Origin of the sequence: Herbaspirillum sp. WKF16 (assembly GCF_028993615.1) — a bacterium.
GTDB lineage: Bacteria > Pseudomonadota > Gammaproteobacteria > Burkholderiales > Burkholderiaceae_D > Herbaspirillum.
This window is the reverse complement of record NZ_CP118632.1, coordinates 666,885-687,360: the sequence shown is the minus strand read 5'-3', so window position 1 is coordinate 687,360 and position 20,476 is coordinate 666,885. Positions and strand designations below refer to the sequence as shown.

Below are 20,476 nucleotides of genomic sequence, written 5' to 3'. Positions count from 1 at the left end.
CCATTGAGGGTGAATGACAAAAACACGGTGAAAAACAACTGGGATAAAAGCACTACACGATCATCACGGCTGGCCCGGCGCGGCGGCCGAGCCGCCCTCCCGCACCGTGTGCGGCAAGACCTGGCGCGTGGCGGCAACCGGCGCCCCGCCCGCGGCCGCGGCGGCGGCGCCGCGCTCGATGGCGGCCACCAGCGTGCGCAGGGCGACGTCGCCGATCTGCTCGGAGGGTTGCACCACGCTGGCCAGCACCGGCTCCATCAGCGCACCCACGGGGATGCCGTCGAAGCCCATCACCGAGATGTCGCGCGGCACGCGCAGGCCCAGCGCGCGCAGGTCGCGCATGGCGCTCATGGCCAGCAGGTCGTTGGAACAAAACAGGGCGGTCGGGCGCAGGGCCGGATCGGCCATCATTTGCTGGTAGTCGGCGGCCGCGGTCAGCGTGTGATGCTCGGCCTCGATCGCCGGCAGCGGCGCCAGGCCGGCCGCCTGCATGGCGTCGAGATAGCCGTAGTAGCGCTGGATCGCGCGGTCGGAGGCATTGAAGCGGCCCGACAGCATCTGGATGCGGCGGTGGCCGAGCCGGATCAGGTGCGCCACCGCGTCGCAGGCGGCGGCGCGGTTGTCGACCGAAACCGAGGCCCGCGACTGGGCCTGGCCCTCGGCCGCCGGCGCCAATTGGTTGTAGGTCAGCACGAAGGGAATCTTCTCGCGCTCAAGCAAATCCAGCGTGGCGTTGGCGCCGGCGTCGGCCACCGTCAGGATCACGCCGTCGACGCGGTGGCCCAGCAGCAGCTCGACTGCGGCCGACTCGTCCTGCGGCAGGTATTCGGTGGTGGTGAACATGACCGAGTAGTCCAGCTCGCGCGCGGCCAGTTCGATGCCCTGCAGGCATTGCGCAAAGACCGTGTTGGACAGCGTCGGCACCACCACGCCCACGGTGCGCGAATTGCCCGCGCGCAGGTTGCGGCCGGTGAAGTTGGGCCGGAAGCCCAGCTGCTCGATGCTGCGATGGATCTTCTCGGCGGTCTCCGCGCTGACCGATCCCGGTTTGTTCAGCAGGCGCGAGACGGTGGCGATGGACACGCCGGCCAGGTTGGCCACTTGCTTGATGGAAGGTCGCACGGAAATCGCCCGAGGAAGATGAAAACGATTACATCGTGCCTGTCCAATATGACGGCCTGATGACCTTCGCGCGCTTGTCCGCCCGGCAACACCGGCGGGAGTCGGCACATTGCCGCCAGGCAAGCGCGCCGCGCGTCGGGCGGGCGGTCTTTACATCCGCGCCCCGGCATCGCCGCCGGACTGCGTCGCCCGGGGGAACGAGCCGGTATAATGCAGGGTTTCGAATTCCAACCGCATTCCATCGCGTCCCACCGTTTATTACCGCTTCTCACGTCATGCAAGATAAATACAGCCCAGCCGAAGTAGAACAGTCCGCACAACAGCATTGGAACGCCATCGACGCCTACAAGACCGTCGAGAACGCCCGCGACAAGGAAGGCCGCGACAAGAAGAAGTTCTACGCCTGCTCGATGCTGCCCTACCCGTCCGGCAAGCTGCACATGGGCCACGTGCGCAACTACACCATCAACGACGTGATGTACCGCTACCTGCGCATGAGCGGCTACAACGTATTGATGCCGATGGGCTGGGATGCCTTCGGCATGCCGGCAGAGAACGCGGCCATGGCCAACGGCGTGCCGCCGGCGCAGTGGACCTACTCCAACATCGACTACATGAAGAAGCAGATGCAGTCGATGGGCCTGGCCATCGACTGGTCGCGCGAGATGACCGCCTGCCGTCCCGAGTACTACAAGTGGAACCAGTGGATGTTCCTGAAGATGCTGGAGAAAGGCGTCATCTACAAGAAGACCGGCACCGTGAACTGGGATCCGATCGACCAGACCGTGCTGGCCAACGAGCAGGTCATCGACGGCCGCGGCTGGCGCTCGGGCGCGCTGATCGAAAAGCGCGAGATCCCGATGTACTACGCCAAGATCACCGACTACGCCGACGAGCTGCTGGAACACGTCGAGACCAAGCTGCCCGGCTGGCCCGAGCGCGTGCGCCTGATGCAGGCCAACTGGATCGGCAAGTCCACCGGCGTGCGCTTCGCCTTCCCGCATGACATCAAGGGCGACGACGGCGTCCCGGTCAACGACGGCAAGCTGTACGTCTTCACCACCCGCGCCGACACCATCATGGGCGTGACCTTCTGCGCCGTGGCGCCGGAGCACGCGCTGGCCACGCTGGCGGCGCAGGACAATCCCGCGCTGCAAGCCTTCATCGCCGAATGCAAGCAAGGCAGCGTGATCGAAGCCGACATGGCGACGATGGAAAAGAAGGGCATGCCCACCGGCCTCTACGTCACCCATCCGCTGACCGGCGACAAGGTCGAGGTCTGGGTCGGCAACTACGTGCTGATCACCTACGGCGACGGCGCCGTGATGGGCGTGCCGGCGCACGACGAGCGCGACTTCGCCTTCGCCAAGAAATACAGCCTGCCGATCAAGCAGGTCATCGCGCTGGAAGGCAAGACCTACTCCACCGACGCCTGGGAAGAATGGTACGGCGACAAGGAAGCCGGCAAGACCATCGCCTCGGGCAAGTACGACGGCCTGAACTACCAGGCCGCCGTGGACGCGGTGGCTGCGGACCTGGCCGCCAAGGGCGTCGGCGAGAAGAAGGTGACCTTCCGCCTGCGCGACTGGGGCATCTCGCGCCAGCGCTACTGGGGCACCCCGATCCCCATCATCCACTGCCCGGATTGCGGCGACGTGCCGGTGCCCGAAAAGGACCTGCCGGTGGTGCTGCCGGAAGACTGCGTGCCGGACGGCAGCGGCAACCCGCTCAACAAGCACGAGCAGTTCCTGAAGGTCGATTGCCCCAGCTGCGGCAAGCCGGCCCGCCGCGAAACCGACACCATGGACACCTTCGTGGACTCGTCCTGGTACTACATGCGCTACACCTCGCCGGGCAGCGACAAGGCAATGGTCGACAGCCGCAACGACTACTGGATGCCGATGGACCAGTACATCGGCGGCATCGAGCACGCCGTGCTGCACCTGCTGTACGCGCGCTTCTGGACCAAGGTCATGCGCGACTTCGGCCTGGTCAAGTTCGACGAGCCCTTCACCAACCTGCTCACCCAGGGCATGGTGTTGAACGAAACCTACTTCCGCGAAGACGCGTCCGGCAAGAAGACCTGGATCAACCCCGAGGACGTCGAGCTGTCGTTCGACGACAAGGGCCGGCCGGTCTCGGCGCTGCTCAAGTCCGACGGCCAGCCGGTGGAAATCGGCGGCACCGAGAAGATGTCGAAGTCCAAGAACAACGGCATCGACCCGCAGGCCCAGATCGACCAGTACGGCGCCGACACCGCGCGCCTGTTCACCATGTTCGCCTCGCCGCCGGAGCAGACGCTGGAATGGTCGGGCGCCGGCGTGGAAGGCGCCAACCGCTTCCTGCGCCGCGTCTGGGCCTTCGGCCACAACAACGCGGCCCGCATCGCCGCGGCCGGCAAGCTCGACGCCGGCGCGCTGGACGACAAGCAGAAGGAACTGCGCCGCGAGGTCTACAAGGTGCTGCAGCAGGCCGACCACGACTTCAAGCGCATCCAGTACAACACCGTGGTCTCGGCCTGCATGAAGATGCTCAACACGCTGGAAGGCGCCAAGCTGGAAGACGGCGCGGCGGCCAACGCCGTGATCGCCGAAGGCTTCTCGGTGTTCCTGCGCGTGCTCAACCCGGTGGCGCCGCACATCACCCACGTGCTGTGGCAGGAACTGGGCTACGCCAAGGCCTTCGGCGACATCCTCGACGCCGAGTGGCCGCAGGTCGACGCCGCCGCGCTGGAACAAAGCGAGATCAAGCTGATGGTGCAGGTCAACGGCAAGCTGCGCGGCGACGTGACCGTGCCGAAGGAGGCCGACCGCGCCGCCATCGAGGCTGCCGCCCTGGCCAACGAGGACGTCAAGAAATTCCTGACCGGTGAACCCAAGAAGGTGATCGTGGTGCCCGGCAAGCTGGTCAACATCGTGGTCTGACGCTCAACCCAAACGACGGATATCCATGCACTCCTTCCGACATAGCAAACGCGCGCTGCAATGGCTGGCGATGCTGGCCGCCTGCCTGACGCTGGCGGCCTGCGGCTTCCACCTGCGCGGCGCGGCCGACCTGCCGTTCAAGACCATCTACATGGACTTCGCCCCCAACTCGCCGGTGGGCGTCGAGCTCAAGCGCAACCTCGCCGCCAGCGGCGCCCAGGTGGTGGATGACCGCGACGGCGCCGAGGCCAACCTCAAGGTGCTCAACGATACCCGCGGCAACCAGGTGCTCACGCTCAACACCAACGGCCGGGTGCGCGAGTACGCGCTGTTCCAGTACTTCACCTTCTCGGTGAGCGACGCCAAGGGCGCGGTGATCATCCCGCCCACCGCCATCACCCTGCGCCGCGTGATCACCTACGACGAAAACCAGGCGCTGGCCAAGCAATCCGAAGAAGCGCTGCTGTACCGCGACATGCAGTCCGACCTGGTGCAACAGATCCTGCGCCGCCTGTCGGCCTCGAAGTCGGCCCTGGCGACCGAAAAGTCCGCCACCGACGGCAACGACTGAACGGCGCGCCGACACCATGCAACTGCGGCACGACGCCCTCGACGCGCATCTCGGCAAGAACCTTGCCCCGTTGTACGTGATCGCCAGCGACGAGCACCTGCTGGCGCTGGAAGCCGCCGACAAGATCCGTCGCGCCGCGCGCGCCAACGGCTATACCGAGCGCGAGGTGCTGGTGGTCGAGCGCAGCTTCAAGTGGGGCGAGCTGCTGGCGGCCAACCAGTCGCAATCGCTGTTCGGCGACAAGAAGCTGATCGAGCTGCGCATCCCCACCGGCAAGCCCGGCAAGGATGGCGGCGCGGCGCTGCAGGACTACGCCGCCAGCTTGAGCCCGGACAACCTGACCATCATCACCCTGCCCAAGCTGGACTGGGCCACGCAGAAGGCGGCCTGGGTCGGCGCGCTGCAGCAGGCGGCGGTCTACATCGACATCCCGCTGGTGGAGCGCGCCCAGTTGCCAGGCTGGATCGGCAACCGCCTGGCCGCCCAGCAGCAGAGCGCCGACCGCCCTTGCCTGGATTTCATCGCCGACCGCGTGGAGGGCAACCTGCTGGCGGCGCACCAGGAGATCCAGAAGCTGGCCCTGCTCTACCCGTCCGGCAAGCTGTCCTTCGAGCAGGTGCAGGATGCGGTGCTCAACGTGGCCCGCTACGACGTCTTCAAGCTCAACGAAGCCATGCTCTCCGGCGACGTCGCGCGCCTGACGCGCATGATGGAAGGCCTGAAGGGTGAAGGCGAGGCGCTGCCGCTGGTGCTGTGGGCGGTGACCGAGGAGATCCGTACGCTGCTCAAGCTCAAGTCCGGCATGGCGCAGGGCAAGCCGGTCGGCTCGCTGCTCAAGGAATACCGCATCTGGGGACCGCGCGAAAAGCTGATGGAGCCGGCGCTGCGCCGCATCAGCCTGCCGGCCCTGCAGAACGCGCTGCGCGAGGCCGCGCTGATCGACCGCATGGTCAAGGGCCTGCGCGCCAAGGCCTTCGCCGGCGATCCCTGGGATGCGCTGTCGCAGCTGGGCCTCAAGCTGGCGCGCGGCCGCTGAGGCCGATCACATCGACAACAGGATTTGCCGGCAGCGCCGCCGCGAGCGCCCTGCCGATGAACGGGAAAGAAACGACATCATGGACAACATCGAGCTCTACATGAACGGCATCGGCAAGCAGGCGCGCGCGGCATCGCGCGCCATGGCCCGCGCCGACACCGCCGCCAAGAACCAGGCCCTGCTGCTGATCGCCGCCGCCATCCGGCGCGACGCCGATGCGCTGCGCGCGGCCAATGCGAAGGACCTGGACGCGGCGCGCGCCAACGGCCTGGCCGAGGCCATGCTGGACCGCCTGACGCTGTCGGACAAGGCCATCGCCACCATGGCCGAAGGCCTGGAACAGATCGCCGCCCTGCCCGACCCGATCGGCGAGATCAGCAACATGAAATACCGCCCCACCGGCATCCAGGTCGGCCAGATGCGCGTGCCGCTGGGCGTGATCGGCATCATCTATGAGGCCCGCCCGAACGTGACGGTGGACGCCGCCGGCCTGTGCATCAAGAGCGGCAACGCCACCATCCTGCGCGGCGGCTCGGAGGCGATCCATTGCAACCAGGCGCTGGCGAAGCTGGTCAGGGAAGGCCTGGCCGGGGCCGGCCTGCCCACAGAGGCGGTGCAGGTGGTCGAGACCACCGACCGCGCCGCGGTGGGCGCGCTGATCACGATGCAGGAATACGTCGACGTCATCGTGCCGCGCGGCGGCAAGGGCCTGATCGAGCGCCTGATCAAGGAGGCCAAGGTGCCGATGATCAAGCACCTGGACGGCATCTGCCATGTCTACATCGACGACAAGGCGGATGCGCGCAAGGCATTGGACGTGGCGTTCAACGCCAAGTGCCACCGCTACGGCACCTGCAACACCATGGAAACCCTGCTGGTGGCGCGCGGCGTCGCCGCCGCCATCCTGCCGCCGCTCTCCGAGCTGTACCGCGTCAAGGACGTGGAGCTGCGCTGCGACGCCGAGGCCGCCGAGATCCTGGCCGGCTATCCGCTGCTCAAGGCCGCCGTGGCCGAAGACTGGGACACCGAATACCTGGCGCCGATCCTGGCGGTGAAGGTGGTGGCCGACATCGAGGAAGCGATCGAGCACATCAACACGCACTCCTCGCAGCACACCGACAGCATCGTCACCGAGGACTACACGCGCGCCATGCGCTTCCTGCGCGAGGTGGATTCGGCCTCGGTGATGGTCAACGCCTCGACGCGCTTCGCCGACGGTTTCGAATACGGCCTGGGGGCCGAGATCGGCATCTCCAACGACAAGCTGCACGCGCGCGGCCCGGTCGGCCTGGAAGGCCTGACCTCGCTCAAGTACGTCGTATTGGGCCAGGGGCAAGTGCGCCAGTAAGCAGCACCCGCAGTAAGGTCTTCAGGCAGACACACGGCGCCGCCATCATGCCCCTCGGCAACGGCGGGCGCCGCGTGTCCCACCCATCGCCATCGTCAAGGAACGTCATGCTCTGGATCAAAGCCCTGCACATCGTCTTCATCGCCGCGTGGTTCGCCGGCCTGTTCTACCTGCCGCGCATCTACGTCAACCTGGCGCAGGAAACCGAACTGGTGGCGCGCGAGCGCCTGCTGGGCATGGCGCGCCGGCTGTACCGTTTCACCGGCATGACCGCGCTGGCCGCGCTCGGGCTGGGCGCCTGGCTGCTGGCGGTGACCTGGCAGTTCTGGAAGGGTCCGGGCAACGGCTGGCTGCACGCCAAGTTGTTCCTGGTGGTGCTGGTGATCGGCTACCACCATGCCTGCGGCTCGCTGCTCAAGAAGTTCGAGCTGGGCAAGAATACCCGCAGCCACGTCTGGTTCCGCTGGTTCAACGAGGTACCGGTGCTGCTGCTGCTGGCCATCGTGATCCTGGTCGTGGTCAAGCCGTTCTGAATACATGCATCAAGTCGTTTCGGTTTCAGGTCGTACACCATCCACTCTCATCAGCCATCCGGAGCCGGTCATGAGCAAAGTCTGTGAATACTTCTTCGCGCCGCATTCGCCGTTCGCCTACCTGGGCCACGACCGTTTCGTCGCGCTCGCCGAAAAATACCAGGTGCAGATCCTGCCCAAGCCCTTCGACCTGTCCAAGGTCTTCGGCGTCTCCGGCGGCCTGCCGCTGGCCAAGCGCGCGCCGCAGCGCCAGGCCTACCGCTTGAAGGAGCTGGCGCGCTGGAGCGAGTTCCTGGGCAAGCCGATGATCCTGCAGCCGACCTATTTCCCGGTCAACAGCGACACCGCGGCGCGCATGATCATCGCCTGCCAGCTGGCGCACGGCACCGCCGCCGCGCTCAGGCTGGCCGGCGCGGTGATGCGCGGCGTGTGGGAAGACCAGAAGAACATCGCCGACAACGACACCCTGGTGGCGATCGCCAACGCGCTGGAGCACGACGGCGCGGCGCTCCTGAAGTCCTCCGAGACCGCCAGCGCCCAGGCCGAGTTCGACCGTTTCACCGATGAAGCCAACGCCGCCAGCGTGTTCGGCGCGCCGTGGTTCGTCTACCAGGGCGAAGGCTACTGGGGCCAGGACCGGCTGGACTTCGTCGAGCGCGCATTCGCCGGATCCTGAGGTCTGGCGCGGTAAAATGACGCCGGGCCGCGCATCCGCGGCCCGGCGTCTGCATTTTTGACAACAGCAGTTTCACTACGGACAAAAGGTACTCCCATGCAATCGTTCCAAACCAGTTACTCCTACTTCTGCCCCTGCCCGCGCGGCCTGGAAGCCGCCCTGGCCGAAGAGCTCAACGAGATCGCCGGCCACGCCGGCCCGGCCGCCGCGCTCAAGGTGCATAACCAGGTGCCGGGCGGCGTGCACTGCTCGGGCACGCTCCTGGCGGCCTACCAGCTGAACCTGCATTCGCGCATCGCCAGCCGCGTGCTGCTGCGCATGGCGCACGGCGCCTACAAGACCGAAAACGACATCTATGACCTGACGCTGGCGCAGCCCTGGGAAGACTGGTTCAAGGTCAACCACACCATCCGCGTCGACATGACCGCGGTGAAGTCGCCCCTGCGCAGCCTGGAATTCACCACCCTGAAGATCAAGGACGCGATCTGCGACCGCTTCCTCGACCTGATGAAGCTGCGCCCCTCGGTCAACACCAAGACGCCCGACATGCGCATCGCCGGCTTCGTCGACGCGCACAACTACACCGTCTACCTCGACACCTCCGGCGAGGCGCTGTTCAAGCGCGGCTGGCGCGAAGAGACCGGCGACGCGCCGCTGCGCGAGAACCTGGCCGCGGGCCTCCTGCGCACCTCCGGCTGGAAGCCGGGCGTGCCGCTGTTCGACCCGATGTGCGGCTCCGGCACCATCCTGGCCGAGGCCGCGCAAATGGTGGCCGGCGTGCCGCCGGGCGCGCGGCGCCGCTTCGCCTTCGAGAAATTCAGCAACTTCAACGCCGAGGCCTGGCTGTCCATCAAGGGCGATTTCAAGCCCAATGCGCTGCCGACCACGCCGACGCTGTTCGGCAGCGACATCTCGGGCGACATGGTCGAACTCACGCGCGAGAACCTGCGCCGCGCCGGCATCCAGTTCGAGATCCCGCTGAAGCAGATCGAGGCCCAGGAAGTGAAGCCGCCGGTCGGCGCCGACGGCCGGCCGCTGGTCGGCATCATGCTGTCCAACCCGCCCTATGGCGAACGTATCGGCGTGCGCGGCGACCGCGCCCTGCCCACCGAGGAACTGTTCATACAATTCTTCAGCGCCTTCTCCACCACCCTCAAGCAGCGCTTCGCCGGCTGGAGCGTGTTCCTGTTCTCGGCCGACCTGGGCCTGCCCAAGCTGATGCGCCTGAAGGAGTCGCGCAAGACGCCGTTCTTCAACGGCGCTCTGGAGTGCCGCCTGTTCCGCTTCGACATGGTGGCCGGCTACAACCGCCGCGAAGAGGCCAAGCCGCAGCCGCGCGACGGCGAGGACTGAGCGCGCCTGCGGGCCGGATTGTCAACGCAGCATGGACGATCCATCCCGCCGGCGCCGGTTTATCCGGCGCCCATCTTTCCCTAGAGTGTCGTCAAAGGACACCGGCGGCGCCATGACGCCGACCGGCAACGCCATCCGATCGACACTCATCCGGGGAAAACATGACTACCGTTACCGTCAACACCAAAGCCGACTACGCCGCCCTCCTGCTGCGCGTGACCATGGGCATCTTCTTCCTGGCCCACGCGGCCCTGAAGATCTTCGTCTTCACACCCGCCGGCGCCGCCGGCTTCTTCGCCTCGCTGGGCGTGCCGGGCTGGCTGGCCTATCCGGTGATGCTGCTGGAAGTGGTCGGCGGCATCGCGCTGGTGCTGGGCTACTACGGCCGCTGGCTGGCCATTCCGCTGGCGCTGGACCTGCTGGGCGCGATCGTGCTGGTGCACGGCCCGGCCGGTTTCTTCTTCACCAATCCGCACGGCGGCTGGGAATACCTGGCGCTGTGGATCGTCGGCCTGGTCGCGTTGTTCCTGCTGGGCGACGGCGCCTATGCCCTCAAGCGCGAAGCGCGCAACTGACCAGCGCGCCGGGCCACCTGATGTTTTAATGATTTCAGTTTGATGCATGCTGCAAGGCGCACCTGGCGCCGCAGCCTTCGGAGCACCGCCATGACCGATACCAACCACCTGCCCTCGCTGTTCGTCTCGCACGGCTCGCCCATGCTGGCCGTAGAACCCGGCCGCACCGGCCCGCTGCTCGCCGACATCGGCGTCGCACTGCCCAAACCGCGCGCCATCGTAGTCGTCTCACCGCATTGGGAAACCGTGACCGCGCGCGTGGGCAACCAGTTGAAGCCGCCGGTGATCCATGACTTCGGCGGCTTCCCGCAGGCGCTCTACCAGCTCGACTATCCCGCGCCCGGCGCGCCGGCCCTGGCCGAGCACGTGGCGCGCCTGCTGCGCGACGGCGGCGTGGAAGCCGGCGCCGACGGCAGTTGGGGCCTGGACCACGGCACCTGGGTGCCGATGCGCTATCTCTATCCGCAAGCCGACGTGCCGGTGATCCAGCTCTCGCTGCAATCCCACATGCCGCCCGACTACCACTTCCGCGTCGGCCGGTTGCTGGCGCCGCTGGCGCAGGAGGGCATCCTGCTGGTCGGCTCCGGCAGCTTCACGCACAACCTGCGCGAACTGCGCCGCAACGATCCGGATGCGGAAGAACCGCCGCATACCGCCGAGTTCCTGCACTGGTTCCTCGACCGCATGCGCGCCGGCGACCTCGAGGGACTGTTCGGTTACCGCACCACCGCGCCGCACGCCGTGCGCACCCATCCCAGCGACGAACACCTGCTCACGCTGTTCTTCGCCATGGGCGCGGCCGACGATTGGACGCAGTTCGTGCACCTCGACAGCGGTTCGACGTATCATAGCCTGCGCATGGATGCCTTCGCCTTCGGCTCGGCCTCCAGACTGCTGGCACAACTACCGGCGGCCGCCTGAGCCACTCGTCCCCACCAACCCGGGAACGGCGCTCGCGCGGCGCCATTTCCAGGATTGCGGGGACAGGGAATTTGAACAAACTGCGGGAAATCGAATGCTTCGTGGCGGTGGCCGACCTGGGCAGCTTCGTCAAGGCCGCCGACGCGCTCGGCATCTCCAAGGCTGCGGTGTCGCGCACCGTGCTTGAACTGGAGGCGCGCCTGGGGTCGCGCCTGATGCAGCGGACCACGCGCCGGCTGTCGCTGACCGAAGCCGGCACGCTTTACCTGGAGCGCTGCAAGCAAATCGTAGCGGCCCTGGAAGAGGCCGACGACCTGCTGACCGCCGGCGCCTCCAATCCTGCCGGCCTGCTGCGCATCAACGCGCCGCAGACCTTCGGCGTGCTGCACCTGGCGCCGCTGTGGCCGATGTTCCTGGAGCGCCACCCGGGCGTGGCGCTCGACATCACGCTGTCGGACCGCATCGTCGACATCATCGACGAGGGCTTCGACATGGCCATCCGCATCGCCCGCCTGTCGGACTCCACGCTGGTGCACCGCAAGCTCACCACCACCAACCTGCAGGTGTGCGCCTCGCCGGCCTACCTGGAACAGCACGGCACGCCGCTGCACCCGCATGAACTGGCGCAGCACCAGGCGATCAGTTACAGCTACAACGCCAGCAAGGACGACTGGCAGTTTACCGGCCCCGAGGGCCCGGTCACGGTCAAGGTGAATTCGCGCATGCACGTCAACAACGGCGACAGCTGCGTGGCGGCGGCGCTGGGCGGCGTGGGCATCACCCGCCAGCCCACCTTCATGATCGACCAGCACCTGCGCAGCGGCCAGCTGGTGCCCATCCTGACCGACTACAGCTCGCCCGAACTGGGCATCTACGCGGTCTATCCCAGTCGCACCCACCTGCCGGCCAAGGTGCGCGCCATGCTGGACTTCCTCTCCGAGGCCTTCCGCCAGGTGCACTGGAACGGCTGATCCCGTCACGGCCGCATTGCGGCCGCCTTGCTCCCGCCGGCTGGGATGAATGCGCGCACGCGCAATTTTCATCGCTCCGGCGCGATGTTTTCACACCGCACTGGATTACACTTCGACCTCCGATAAATTGGTATTACCAATCTATTGGTCGGCAAGCTTGTCGCCGCCCGGCCACTTTTCGTCGGCGGGCTGCAGCGCAGGCTCGCGTTAATAACCGGTGCCGGATGTCGTTTCTCCCTCCGTCTTCCGGATGAAAACTGGCGGCGCTTGATGGCCGTCAATAAGTGCAGCTCGTTTTCATGCTGGATCCGGCTGCAAATCCCGCCTTGACAGACGTTTGGCGATCGCTCAAAGTGACCACATTACAGACTAAATGTCCATATAGTGAACATTAGTCCTGCGAATTGAACCCATGAGGAGAACCCAATGAGCGCGACCATGCCCGCCGATTCGAAGCTGATGCCGTACCAGTACCCCAATCCCAAGGAAGCCCCGCTGGAGATCGTGGTCAACCCCGCGATCCCCGAGGATGAGCGCATCTGGGTGCCGCAGGCCGAGAACGTCTGGTTCCGCCCGCTGTGCCTGAACGTGTCGCAAGGCTACTGGACCAACCTGCTGCGCGTGCGCAAGTCGGGCGTGCTGTCGCGCCACCGCCATCCGGCGCCGGTGCATGGCATGGTCTTGAAGGGCAAGTGGCGCTACCTGGAGCACAAGTGGATCGCCGAGCAAGGCAGCTACGTGTTCGAACCGCCGGGCGAAACGCACACCCTGTACGTGCCGGAAGACGTCGAGGAAATGATCACCTACTTCCACATCACCGGCGTGATGTTCTACTGCGATCCCTGGGGCAAGTTCGAGGGCTACGAGGACGTCTACACCAAGCTGGAAATGTGCCGCAAGCACTACGAAGCGGTCGGCCTGGGCGCCGACTACGTCAACCAGTTCGTGAGATGAGCATGGGCTACCGCAACGCCGAATACGATTTCAAGGATTGCGTGGCCGTCGTCACCGGCGGCAACGGCGGCATCGGCGCGGCCATCAGCGAGCGCCTGGCGCGCGCCGGCGCGCGGGTGGCGTGCTGGGACCTGAAGGCCGATCCGGCCTCGCCGTACCGCCAGTACCAGGTGGACATCGCCGACCCGGCCTCCACCGACGCCGCCGCGCGGCAGCTCGTGGCCGACTTCGGCCGCATCGACTTCCTGGTCAACAACGCCGGCTATGCCGGCTCCACCGTACCGCTGGACGAGTACGACGTGGCCGAGTGGCACCGCATCGTCAACGTCAACCTGCTGGGCGTGTTCCACGCCTGCCGCAGCGTGGTGCCGGCCATGCGCGCCGCCGGCTCGGGCCGCATCGTCAACATCGCCTCGCTGGCCGGCAAGGAGGGCACGCCCAACGCCTCGGCCTACAGCGCGGCCAAGGCCGGCGTGCTGGCGCTGACCAAGTCGCTGGGCAAGGAACTGGCCAACGCCGGGGTGCTGGTCAACGCCCTGGCGCCGGCGGCGGTGAAGACCTCGCTGCTGGAACAGATGGCGCCGGCGCACGTGCAGAACATGATCAACAAGAGTCCGATGGGCCGTCTGGGCACGGTGGACGAAGTGGCGGAGATGGTGGCCTGGCTATGCTCGGGCTCCTGCACCTTCAACACCGGCGCCGTGTTCGACCTCTCGGGCGGGCGCGCGACGTATTGAAGCAATGACGTGACGACACAAGGGCAGGCTGCGCGCAGCCTGCCCGCGAGAATGATCCGGGCAAGGGGCGATCGCGGCAAATACCACGGGGGTAAGCGCCGCGCCGGACGGGACGCAAATTCCCTCACAGACGCGCAGGCGGCATCCACAACGCCTGCGACGACAGCATCGCTTCCAAACAAGATAGCTTTCCGCATCAAGCGCCGCGACAAAGACGGCGTCGGGCAGGAAGCGACCAAATGGCTTACTCATTCACTTTGGAGACGTATTTCATGGAAGTTCAAAAAGACCCGGCCGCCCGGCCGGAAAAGAGCCCCCGGCTCAAACGCGTCCAGGTCATTGCCCTGACGTTCCTGATGCTGGCAGGCATCGTCAACTACCTTGACCGCAGCACCCTGTCCATCGCCAACCATTCCGTCAGCCAGGAGCTGGGCCTGTCGGCCTCGCAGATGGGCCTCTTGCTGTCGGCCTTCTCGCTGGCCTACGCCTTCTCACAACTGCCCATCGGCGCCATGCTCGACAAGTTCGGCGCGCGCGTGATGCTGGGCGCCGGCATGTTCATCTGGTCGGTGGCGCAATTGGCGGGCGGTTTCGTCAACTCGCTGCAGCAGTTCCTGGTGGCCCGCGTGTTCCTGGGCCTGGGCGAGGCGCCGCAGTTCCCGGCCGGCGCCAAGGTGGTGTCGGAGTGGTTCGCCATGCGCGAGCGCGGCGGCCCGACCGGCATCTTCGTGGCCTCCTCCACCATCGGCCCGGCCCTGGCGCCGCCGATCCTGACCATCCTGATGCTGTCCTTCGGCTGGCGCATGATGTTCGTCATCATGGGCCTGCTGGGCATCGCCGTGTCGGTGGGCTGGTACATCTTCTACCGCAACCGCAACGAGGTCGAGCTGACGCCGTCCGAAGTCCTGTACCTGGCCGACGACAACGACAATGATCCGAACGCCAACGCCAAGCTGACCTGGTCCGAGTGGAAGAGCCTGTTCAAGTACCGCACCACCTGGGGCATGCTGTTCGGCTTCATGGGCGTGATCTACATGGTCTGGCTGTACCTGACCTGGCTGCCGGCCTACCTGGAGCATGAGCGCCATCTCTCGATCGCGCGCACCGGCTGGGTGGTGGTGATCCCCTACATCTTCGGCACGCTGGGCATGCTGTCCTCGGGCTACATCGCCGACGGCCTGATGAAGCGCGGCATGCCTGCCATCCGCAGCCGCAAGTGGCCGATCTGCGCGGGCCTGATCGGCGCCGGCGCCTTCACCATCCCGGCCGCCTACACCCCGAGCACCACCATGGCGATCGTCTACATCTCGCTGGCCATGGCCTTCGTGAACATGGCTTCGGGCGGCGCCTGGGCGCTGGTCTCGGTGGCGATCCCGCGCCGCCTGGTGGCGTCGCTGGGCAGCATGCAGAACTTCGGCGGCTACCTGGGCGGCTCGCTGGCCCCGGTGATCACCGGCGTGGTGGTGGATCAAACCCACTCCTTCGTCAATGCGCTGCTGATCAGCGCGGCCGTGGCCTTCGCCGCCGCACTGGTCTACATGTTCGTGGTCAACAAACCCATCGACGCGCACGCCTGATGCGGCGCCGGCATGCCGCGGCCCACGCCCGGCATGCGCAGGAGCCTGACCCGATGGCATCGCCGCCCACGGCGGCGATGCCATCCAGCCAGTCCCCCGCATTCAAGTAAAGGAAACGACATGACTTTCTCCCCCGATCTGTTCAAGGGCAAGACCGCGCTGGTCACCGGCGGCACGCAAGGCATCGGCGGCGGCATCGCGCGCCAGCTGGCCGGCATGGGCGCCAAGGTGATCGCCGCCGGGCTGCCGCCGTTCGCCACCGATGAATTCAAGGGCACGGGCGTGACGCTGGTGGAAATGAACGTGGCCTCGGAAGAGAGCGTGCGCGGTGCCATCGCCGGCATCGACGAGCTCGACTTCGTGATCAACTGCGCCGGCATCATCAAGCGCGGCGCCGAGCTGGAAACCGAGGTGTTCGAGCAGGTGATCGCAGTCAACCTGACCGGCACCATGCGCGTATGCGCCGCCGCCCGTGAGCTGCTGAAGCAGTCCAAGGGGTGCATCGTCAATACCGCCTCGATGCTGAGCTTCTTCGGCGGCGGCCTGGTGCCGGGCTACAGCGCCAGCAAGGGCGGCGTGGCGCAGCTGACCAAATCGCTGGCGATCGCCTATGCCGCCGACGGCATCCGCGTCAACGCCGTCGCCCCGGGCTGGATCGCCACCCCGCTGACCCAGGCCCTGCAGGACGACCCGGCGCGCTCCGGCCCGATCCTGGCACGCACCCCGCTGGGCCGCTGGGGCACCCCCGAAGACATCGGCAATGTGGTGGCCTTCCTGTGCACCCCGGCCGCCTCCTTCATGACCGGCGCCATCGTCCCGGTGGACGGCGGCTACCTGGTCGCCTGATCCGCGGCACTGTAACCCTTGCATGCCATTTGCCCGCGCCTGCGCCTCCATGCCGGCGCGGGCTTTTTTATGATGGCAACGCCCATGGGCGGCAAATGCGCTCCGCTATAATTTGCCGCCGAACCACGACTCCGCAACGAACCCAGCCGCCTCCATGCCCGCACAAGACAAAGCCACGGAAGACCAGACCAAGATCGCCGGCACCGCCGCCTTCTCCAAGTTCGTGGCCGTGCTGCAGCTGATCGCCGACCAGGACGCGCCGCTGAGCATCGCCCAGCTGGCCGCGCTGTCGGGCTATCCGCGCCCCACCGTCTACCGCATCCTGGCCGCGCTGATGGCCGAAGGCATGGTAGTGGAAAATCCGCGCACCCGGCAGTTCGAAGTCGGCCCGCGCCTGATCAACCTGGCCAGCCGCGCCTGGGACCGCAGCGACATCCGCGCCACTGCCATCGACAGCCTGCGCGCGCTGCGCGACGCCACCCGCGAGACGGTGCACCTGGCCCTGCCCAGCGACGCCGGCATGGTCTACATCGAGAAGCTGGAAAGCCCGCAGGCGGTGCGCATGACCTCGCGCATCGGCACGCGCGTGACGCTTTACTCAAGCTCGGTCGGCAAGGCCTACCTGGCCGGCCTGGACGAGGAGCGGCGTGAACGCCTGATGGGCGCCATCCGCATGGAGCGCTTCACCGAACACACCATCACCGATGTGGCCGCGCTGCGCGCCGAGATCGGCGACACGCAACGGCGCGGTTACGCCGAGGACCGCGAAGAGAACGAGGCGCAGATCTTCTGCTACGGCGCCGCCATCATGGGCCCCGACGGCGTGCCGGCGGCCTGCATCAGCATCAGCATTCCGCTGTTCCGGCGCCAGCAGGATGCGCAGGCGACCTACATCCGCCCCCTGCTGGACACCTGCGCCGACATTTCGCGCAAGCTCGCCGGCCCCGGCTGATCAGGCCTCCGGCGGCAACTCGACCTTGTAGAGCTCGCGGCCGTCGACGTCGTGCAGCGACATCGTCAGGGCCCGGGTCTTCGCATCGATCTTTCCGATGCCGAAGAACTGGAACAGGTCGGCCGGCGAGCGGTTCTGCTTCATGTCGGCCGGAATGCCGACGAAGCGCACCTCCGGCCCAAAGGTCCGGTCGATCTCGCCGGGTCCGAAGGTGCCGGCGTTGAGCGGGCCGCCGACGAATTCCCAGAACGGCTTGAAATCGGTGAACTGCGCGCGCTCCGGCGCGTAATGCGTGGCCGAGGCGTAGTGCACGTCGGCCGTCACCCACACCACGTTCTTGATGTCGTGCCGCTTGATGAAGCGCAGCAGCTCGGCCACCTCCAGCTCGCGCCCCGACGGCTTGCCGTTGTCGGCGTTGGCCCAGGCCTCGAAGGTGCCCTTGGGCACGTCGGCGTTGAGGTCCGGCACCACGATGGAGATCGGCATGTCGCTGGCGATCACCTTCCACACCGAGCGTGAACGCAACAGCGCCTGCTTGATCCAGCGCATCTGCTGCGGGCCGAGGAAATCGGCGCCGCGCCCGCCCTGCTGGCGATTGGCCGAGTTGGCGCCCCGATAACTGCGCTCGTCCAGCATGAACACCTCCAGCAAGGGGCCGTGCCTGAAGGCGCGGTAGACGCGCTGCGGATCGGCGCCGTCGATGCGGAAAGGGTTGTGCTCGAACATCGCCTGGCGCGCCCGCGCCGCCAGCACATCCAGGCTGCGCTCGCCGTAGCGCGTCTCCTCCTTGCCGATCACCTGCCCCGGATACCAGTTGTTGCGCACCTCATGATCGTCCCACTGCACCAGGAACGGCACCTCCGCGCAGAAGCGGCGCTTGTTGGCGTCCAGCATGTTGTAGGCGAAATTGCCGCGGTAATCTTCCAGCGTCTGCGCCACCTTCGACTTGGCCTCGGTGACCAGGTTGCGCCACAGGCTGCCGTCGTCCAGCTTCACCTCGGCCTGGATCGGAGCATCGGCGTAGATCTGGTCGCCCGAGTGGATGAAGAAGTCGGGACGGAAACGGCGCATGCTTTCATAGATGCGGTAGCCGCCCCAGGCCTCGTTGATGCCCCAACCCTGGCCGGCCTCGTCGCCGGAGTAGGCAAAGCTGACATCCCTGACGGCGCCCTCCTGGGCGCCGGCCGGCACCATCAGGCTGCCCGACACCGGCTCGCTCAGCGCCGACTCATGCGTCAGGTCCTGGAAGCGTACGCGGTAGTACACGCGCCGGCCGGCGGGCAGGCCGCGCAGGTCCATGCGCGCGGTGTAGTCGTTGCGCGCCAGCGCCAGCGGTCCCTGGAGACGGATGGTGTCGGCGAAACTCTCATCGGCGGCATATTCGATCAGCATGCGCGCGTTGCGGTCGGCGCGGCTCCAGACGATGGCCGAGTCGCCGGTAACGTCGCCGCTCATCACGCCGGCCGGCAGTTGCGGACGCAATCGCTGCGACGTAACGATGGCGGCGGACTGCCCTTGTGCCGGCGACATGCCGGCAATCAACGCGCCGGCCCCGGCGGTGGCGACGGCGCTGTCGCGCAGGAAGCGGCGGCGGCCGCGATCAGCTGGATCCTTGTGGTCTGGCATGGCAACTCCCGTGGGCTGGATGAGGACGTTGCAATCTAGCAATCGGGTGTGACCGTTCGATGAAACCGGCCGTGCTTGCCACGATTTTCATGGATTGTGGAGATTTCCAGGCCATCCCATCGACGCACCAAAAAGTCTCCCGCCCTCCGGCGAGCCGGCCGTTTCGCACGAAGTTCGTGCAAATCACGATCTTCCCGGCAAGAAACTTCCAGCAATAAGGTTTTAAAATCAAACACCTGCACAATTTTCACCAAAATGGAACGAAACTTGCTTTAATCCGGGCTTTCGATTCTTGAGTTGCACAATTTTTGGGAGATTTTCAGGTGGAAGATCACAAAAACGGCGCAGACGCGCTGTTCATCCTGCTGGGCGCCATCATGATTTTGGCCATGCACGCCGGCTTCGCATTCCTTGAGCTGGGCACCGTGCGCAAGAAAAACCAGGTCAATGCCCTGGTCAAAATCCTGGCCGACTTCGCGGTCTCGACCATCGTCTACTTCTTCATCGGCTACTACGTCGCCTACGGCGTGTCCTTCTTCGCCGGCGCCGAGACGCTGGCCCAGAGAAGCGGCTTCGAGCTGGTGAAGTTCTTCTTCCTGTTGACCTTCGCCGCCGCCATCCCGGCGATCATCTCGGGCGGCATCGCCGAGCGCTCCAAGTTCAACCCGCAGCTGGCGGCAACCGCCGTGCTGGTGGGGCTGGTCTACCCCTTCTTCGAAGGCATCGCCTGGAACCAGCACTTCGGCGTGCAGGCCTGGCTGGCCGCCACCTTCGGCGCCGAGTTCCATGACTTCGCCGGCTCCATCGTGGTCCACGCGGTAGGCGGCTGGATCGCGCTGCCGGCGGTGCTGCTGCTGGGCGCACGCCGCGGCCGCTACAGCAAGGAAGGCGCGGTCGCCGCGCACCCGCCGTCGAACATTCCCTTCCTGGCGCTGGGCGCATGGATCCTGACGGTGGGCTGGTTCGGCTTCAACGTGATGAGCGCACAGACGCTGGACAAGATGAACGGCCTGGTCGCCATGAACTCGCTCATGGCCATGGCAGGGGGCACGCTGGCGGCGCTGCTGATGGGCAGGAACGACCCCGGCTTCGCCTACAACGGCCCGCTGGCCGGCCTGGTGGCGGTGTGCGCCGGCTCCGACCTGATGCACCCGCTGGGCGCGCTGGCCACCGGCGTCATCGCCGGCATCATCTTCGTGTGGATGTTCACCCGCACCCAGAACAAGTGGAAGATCGACGATGTGCTCGGCGTGTGGCCGCTGCACGGCCTGTGCGGCCTGTGGGGCGGACTGGCCGCCGGCATCTTCGGCCTGCAGGCGCTGGGCGGGCGCGGCGGCGTATCGCTCATGTCGCAGCTGATCGGCAGCGCCATGGGCATCGCCATCGCCGCGGCCGGCGGCTGGATCGTCTACGGCGCGCTGAAGAAAGCGGTCGGCATCCGCCTCGATCCGGAACAGGAATTCGAAGGCGCCGACCTCGCCATCCACAAGATCTCGTCGACCGCGGAGCGGGAGACCAGTTGGTGACTGATGATAATTAACAATAAAGTCTGTATTCGGAAAATAAAGTCTGCATGAAAGCGCAAAGTCTGCAAAAGGATTTGAGACCCTGCTGATTTCTTTGTCGCAAGACAAGTGTTCCAAAAGCAAAAGCCACCTTCTCTTGTGGCTTTTGCTTTTGGAACACTAATGATCATTCTCGCTAGTTGAGGTCTGCAATTGGCCGGTTGCTGCCGTTCCCGGTTAATTCGATGG

18 protein-coding genes are annotated in these 20,476 nt (G+C 66.2%); 16 read left to right on the top strand and 2 right to left on the bottom strand.

The features are described 5' to 3' along the window. Positions 1 to 63 precede the first annotated feature (63 nt). Positions 64 to 1,122 (bottom strand): LacI family DNA-binding transcriptional regulator, encoded by a 1,059-nt coding sequence (locus tag Herbaro_RS03035; RefSeq protein ID WP_275012371.1) that lies wholly within the window; start codon positions 1,120 to 1,122, stop codon positions 64 to 66. A gap of 275 nt (positions 1,123 to 1,397) precedes the next feature. Between Herbaro_RS03035 and leuS the strand changes: the two genes are divergently transcribed. From leuS to Herbaro_RS02960, 15 genes are all read left to right on the top strand, one after another. Further along, positions 1,398 to 4,046 carry a leucine--tRNA ligase gene (leuS, locus tag Herbaro_RS03030; protein ID WP_275012370.1) on the top strand — a complete coding sequence of 883 codons (2,649 nt, stop codon included), beginning with the start codon at positions 1,398 to 1,400 and terminating at the stop codon, positions 4,044 to 4,046. 25 nt (positions 4,047 to 4,071) lie between these two features. Next, entirely contained in the window at positions 4,072 to 4,617 is a 546-nt protein-coding gene (locus tag Herbaro_RS03025; RefSeq protein WP_275012369.1) for an LPS-assembly lipoprotein LptE, read from the top strand. Between the two features lie 16 nt (positions 4,618 to 4,633). Beyond that, positions 4,634 to 5,653, top strand: a complete 1,020-nt coding sequence (gene holA / locus Herbaro_RS03020) for a DNA polymerase III subunit delta (RefSeq protein ID WP_275012368.1) — start codon at positions 4,634 to 4,636, stop codon at positions 5,651 to 5,653. Between the two features lie 79 nt (positions 5,654 to 5,732). Then, positions 5,733 to 7,001, top strand: coding sequence for a glutamate-5-semialdehyde dehydrogenase (locus tag Herbaro_RS03015; RefSeq protein WP_275012367.1), 1,269 nt, complete (start codon positions 5,733 to 5,735; stop codon positions 6,999 to 7,001). A gap of 107 nt (positions 7,002 to 7,108) precedes the next feature. After that, entirely contained in the window at positions 7,109 to 7,534 is a 426-nt protein-coding gene (locus Herbaro_RS03010) for a CopD family protein (protein WP_275012366.1), read from the top strand. Between the two features lie 70 nt (positions 7,535 to 7,604). Continuing rightward, complete coding sequence (locus Herbaro_RS03005; RefSeq protein WP_275012365.1) at positions 7,605 to 8,210, top strand: 2-hydroxychromene-2-carboxylate isomerase; 606 nt, start codon at positions 7,605 to 7,607, stop codon at positions 8,208 to 8,210. A 96-nt stretch (positions 8,211 to 8,306) separates the two neighbouring features. After that, positions 8,307 to 9,563: a THUMP domain-containing class I SAM-dependent RNA methyltransferase gene (locus Herbaro_RS03000; protein ID WP_275012364.1), complete on the top strand. Its 1,257-nt coding sequence runs from the start codon at positions 8,307 to 8,309 to the stop codon at positions 9,561 to 9,563. A gap of 161 nt (positions 9,564 to 9,724) precedes the next feature. Continuing rightward, positions 9,725 to 10,138 carry a DoxX family protein gene (locus tag Herbaro_RS02995; protein ID WP_275012363.1) on the top strand — a complete coding sequence of 138 codons (414 nt, stop codon included), beginning with the start codon at positions 9,725 to 9,727 and terminating at the stop codon, positions 10,136 to 10,138. Positions 10,139 to 10,228: 90 nt separating this feature from the next. Beyond that, positions 10,229 to 11,059, top strand: coding sequence for a dioxygenase family protein (locus Herbaro_RS02990; RefSeq protein WP_275012362.1), 831 nt, complete (start codon positions 10,229 to 10,231; stop codon positions 11,057 to 11,059). 71 nt (positions 11,060 to 11,130) lie between these two features. Then, a complete protein-coding gene (locus tag Herbaro_RS02985) occupies positions 11,131 to 12,030 on the top strand; it encodes a LysR family transcriptional regulator (protein WP_275012361.1) in 900 nt (299 codons plus the stop codon). A gap of 426 nt (positions 12,031 to 12,456) precedes the next feature. Beyond that, the gene (locus Herbaro_RS02980) at positions 12,457 to 12,984 is read left to right on the top strand and encodes a 2,4'-dihydroxyacetophenone dioxygenase family protein (RefSeq protein WP_275012360.1); all 528 of its coding nucleotides are present in this window, start codon (positions 12,457 to 12,459) and stop codon (positions 12,982 to 12,984) included. A gap of 2 nt (positions 12,985 to 12,986) precedes the next feature. Then, positions 12,987 to 13,721 (top strand): SDR family NAD(P)-dependent oxidoreductase, encoded by a 735-nt coding sequence (locus tag Herbaro_RS02975; protein WP_275012359.1) that lies wholly within the window; start codon positions 12,987 to 12,989, stop codon positions 13,719 to 13,721. A 272-nt stretch (positions 13,722 to 13,993) separates the two neighbouring features. Then, the gene (locus tag Herbaro_RS02970; protein WP_275012358.1) at positions 13,994 to 15,298 is read left to right on the top strand and encodes an MFS transporter; all 1,305 of its coding nucleotides are present in this window, start codon (positions 13,994 to 13,996) and stop codon (positions 15,296 to 15,298) included. Positions 15,299 to 15,418: 120 nt separating this feature from the next. Then, positions 15,419 to 16,144, top strand: coding sequence for an SDR family NAD(P)-dependent oxidoreductase (locus Herbaro_RS02965; protein WP_275012357.1), 726 nt, complete (start codon positions 15,419 to 15,421; stop codon positions 16,142 to 16,144). Positions 16,145 to 16,298: 154 nt separating this feature from the next. Further along, complete coding sequence (locus Herbaro_RS02960; protein ID WP_275012356.1) at positions 16,299 to 17,096, top strand: IclR family transcriptional regulator; 798 nt, start codon at positions 16,299 to 16,301, stop codon at positions 17,094 to 17,096. On the opposite strand, the gene Herbaro_RS02955 is transcribed toward Herbaro_RS02960, so the two are convergent. After that, entirely contained in the window at positions 17,097 to 18,722 is a 1,626-nt protein-coding gene (locus tag Herbaro_RS02955) for an alkaline phosphatase D family protein (protein ID WP_275012355.1), read from the bottom strand. It lies immediately after the preceding gene. Positions 18,723 to 19,045: 323 nt separating this feature from the next. Between Herbaro_RS02955 and Herbaro_RS02950 the strand changes: the two genes are divergently transcribed. Beyond that, on the top strand, positions 19,046 to 20,248 hold the full coding sequence (locus Herbaro_RS02950) for an ammonium transporter (RefSeq protein WP_275012354.1): 1,203 nt from the start codon (positions 19,046 to 19,048) through the stop codon (positions 20,246 to 20,248). The last annotated feature ends 228 nt before the right edge of the window (positions 20,249 to 20,476 follow it).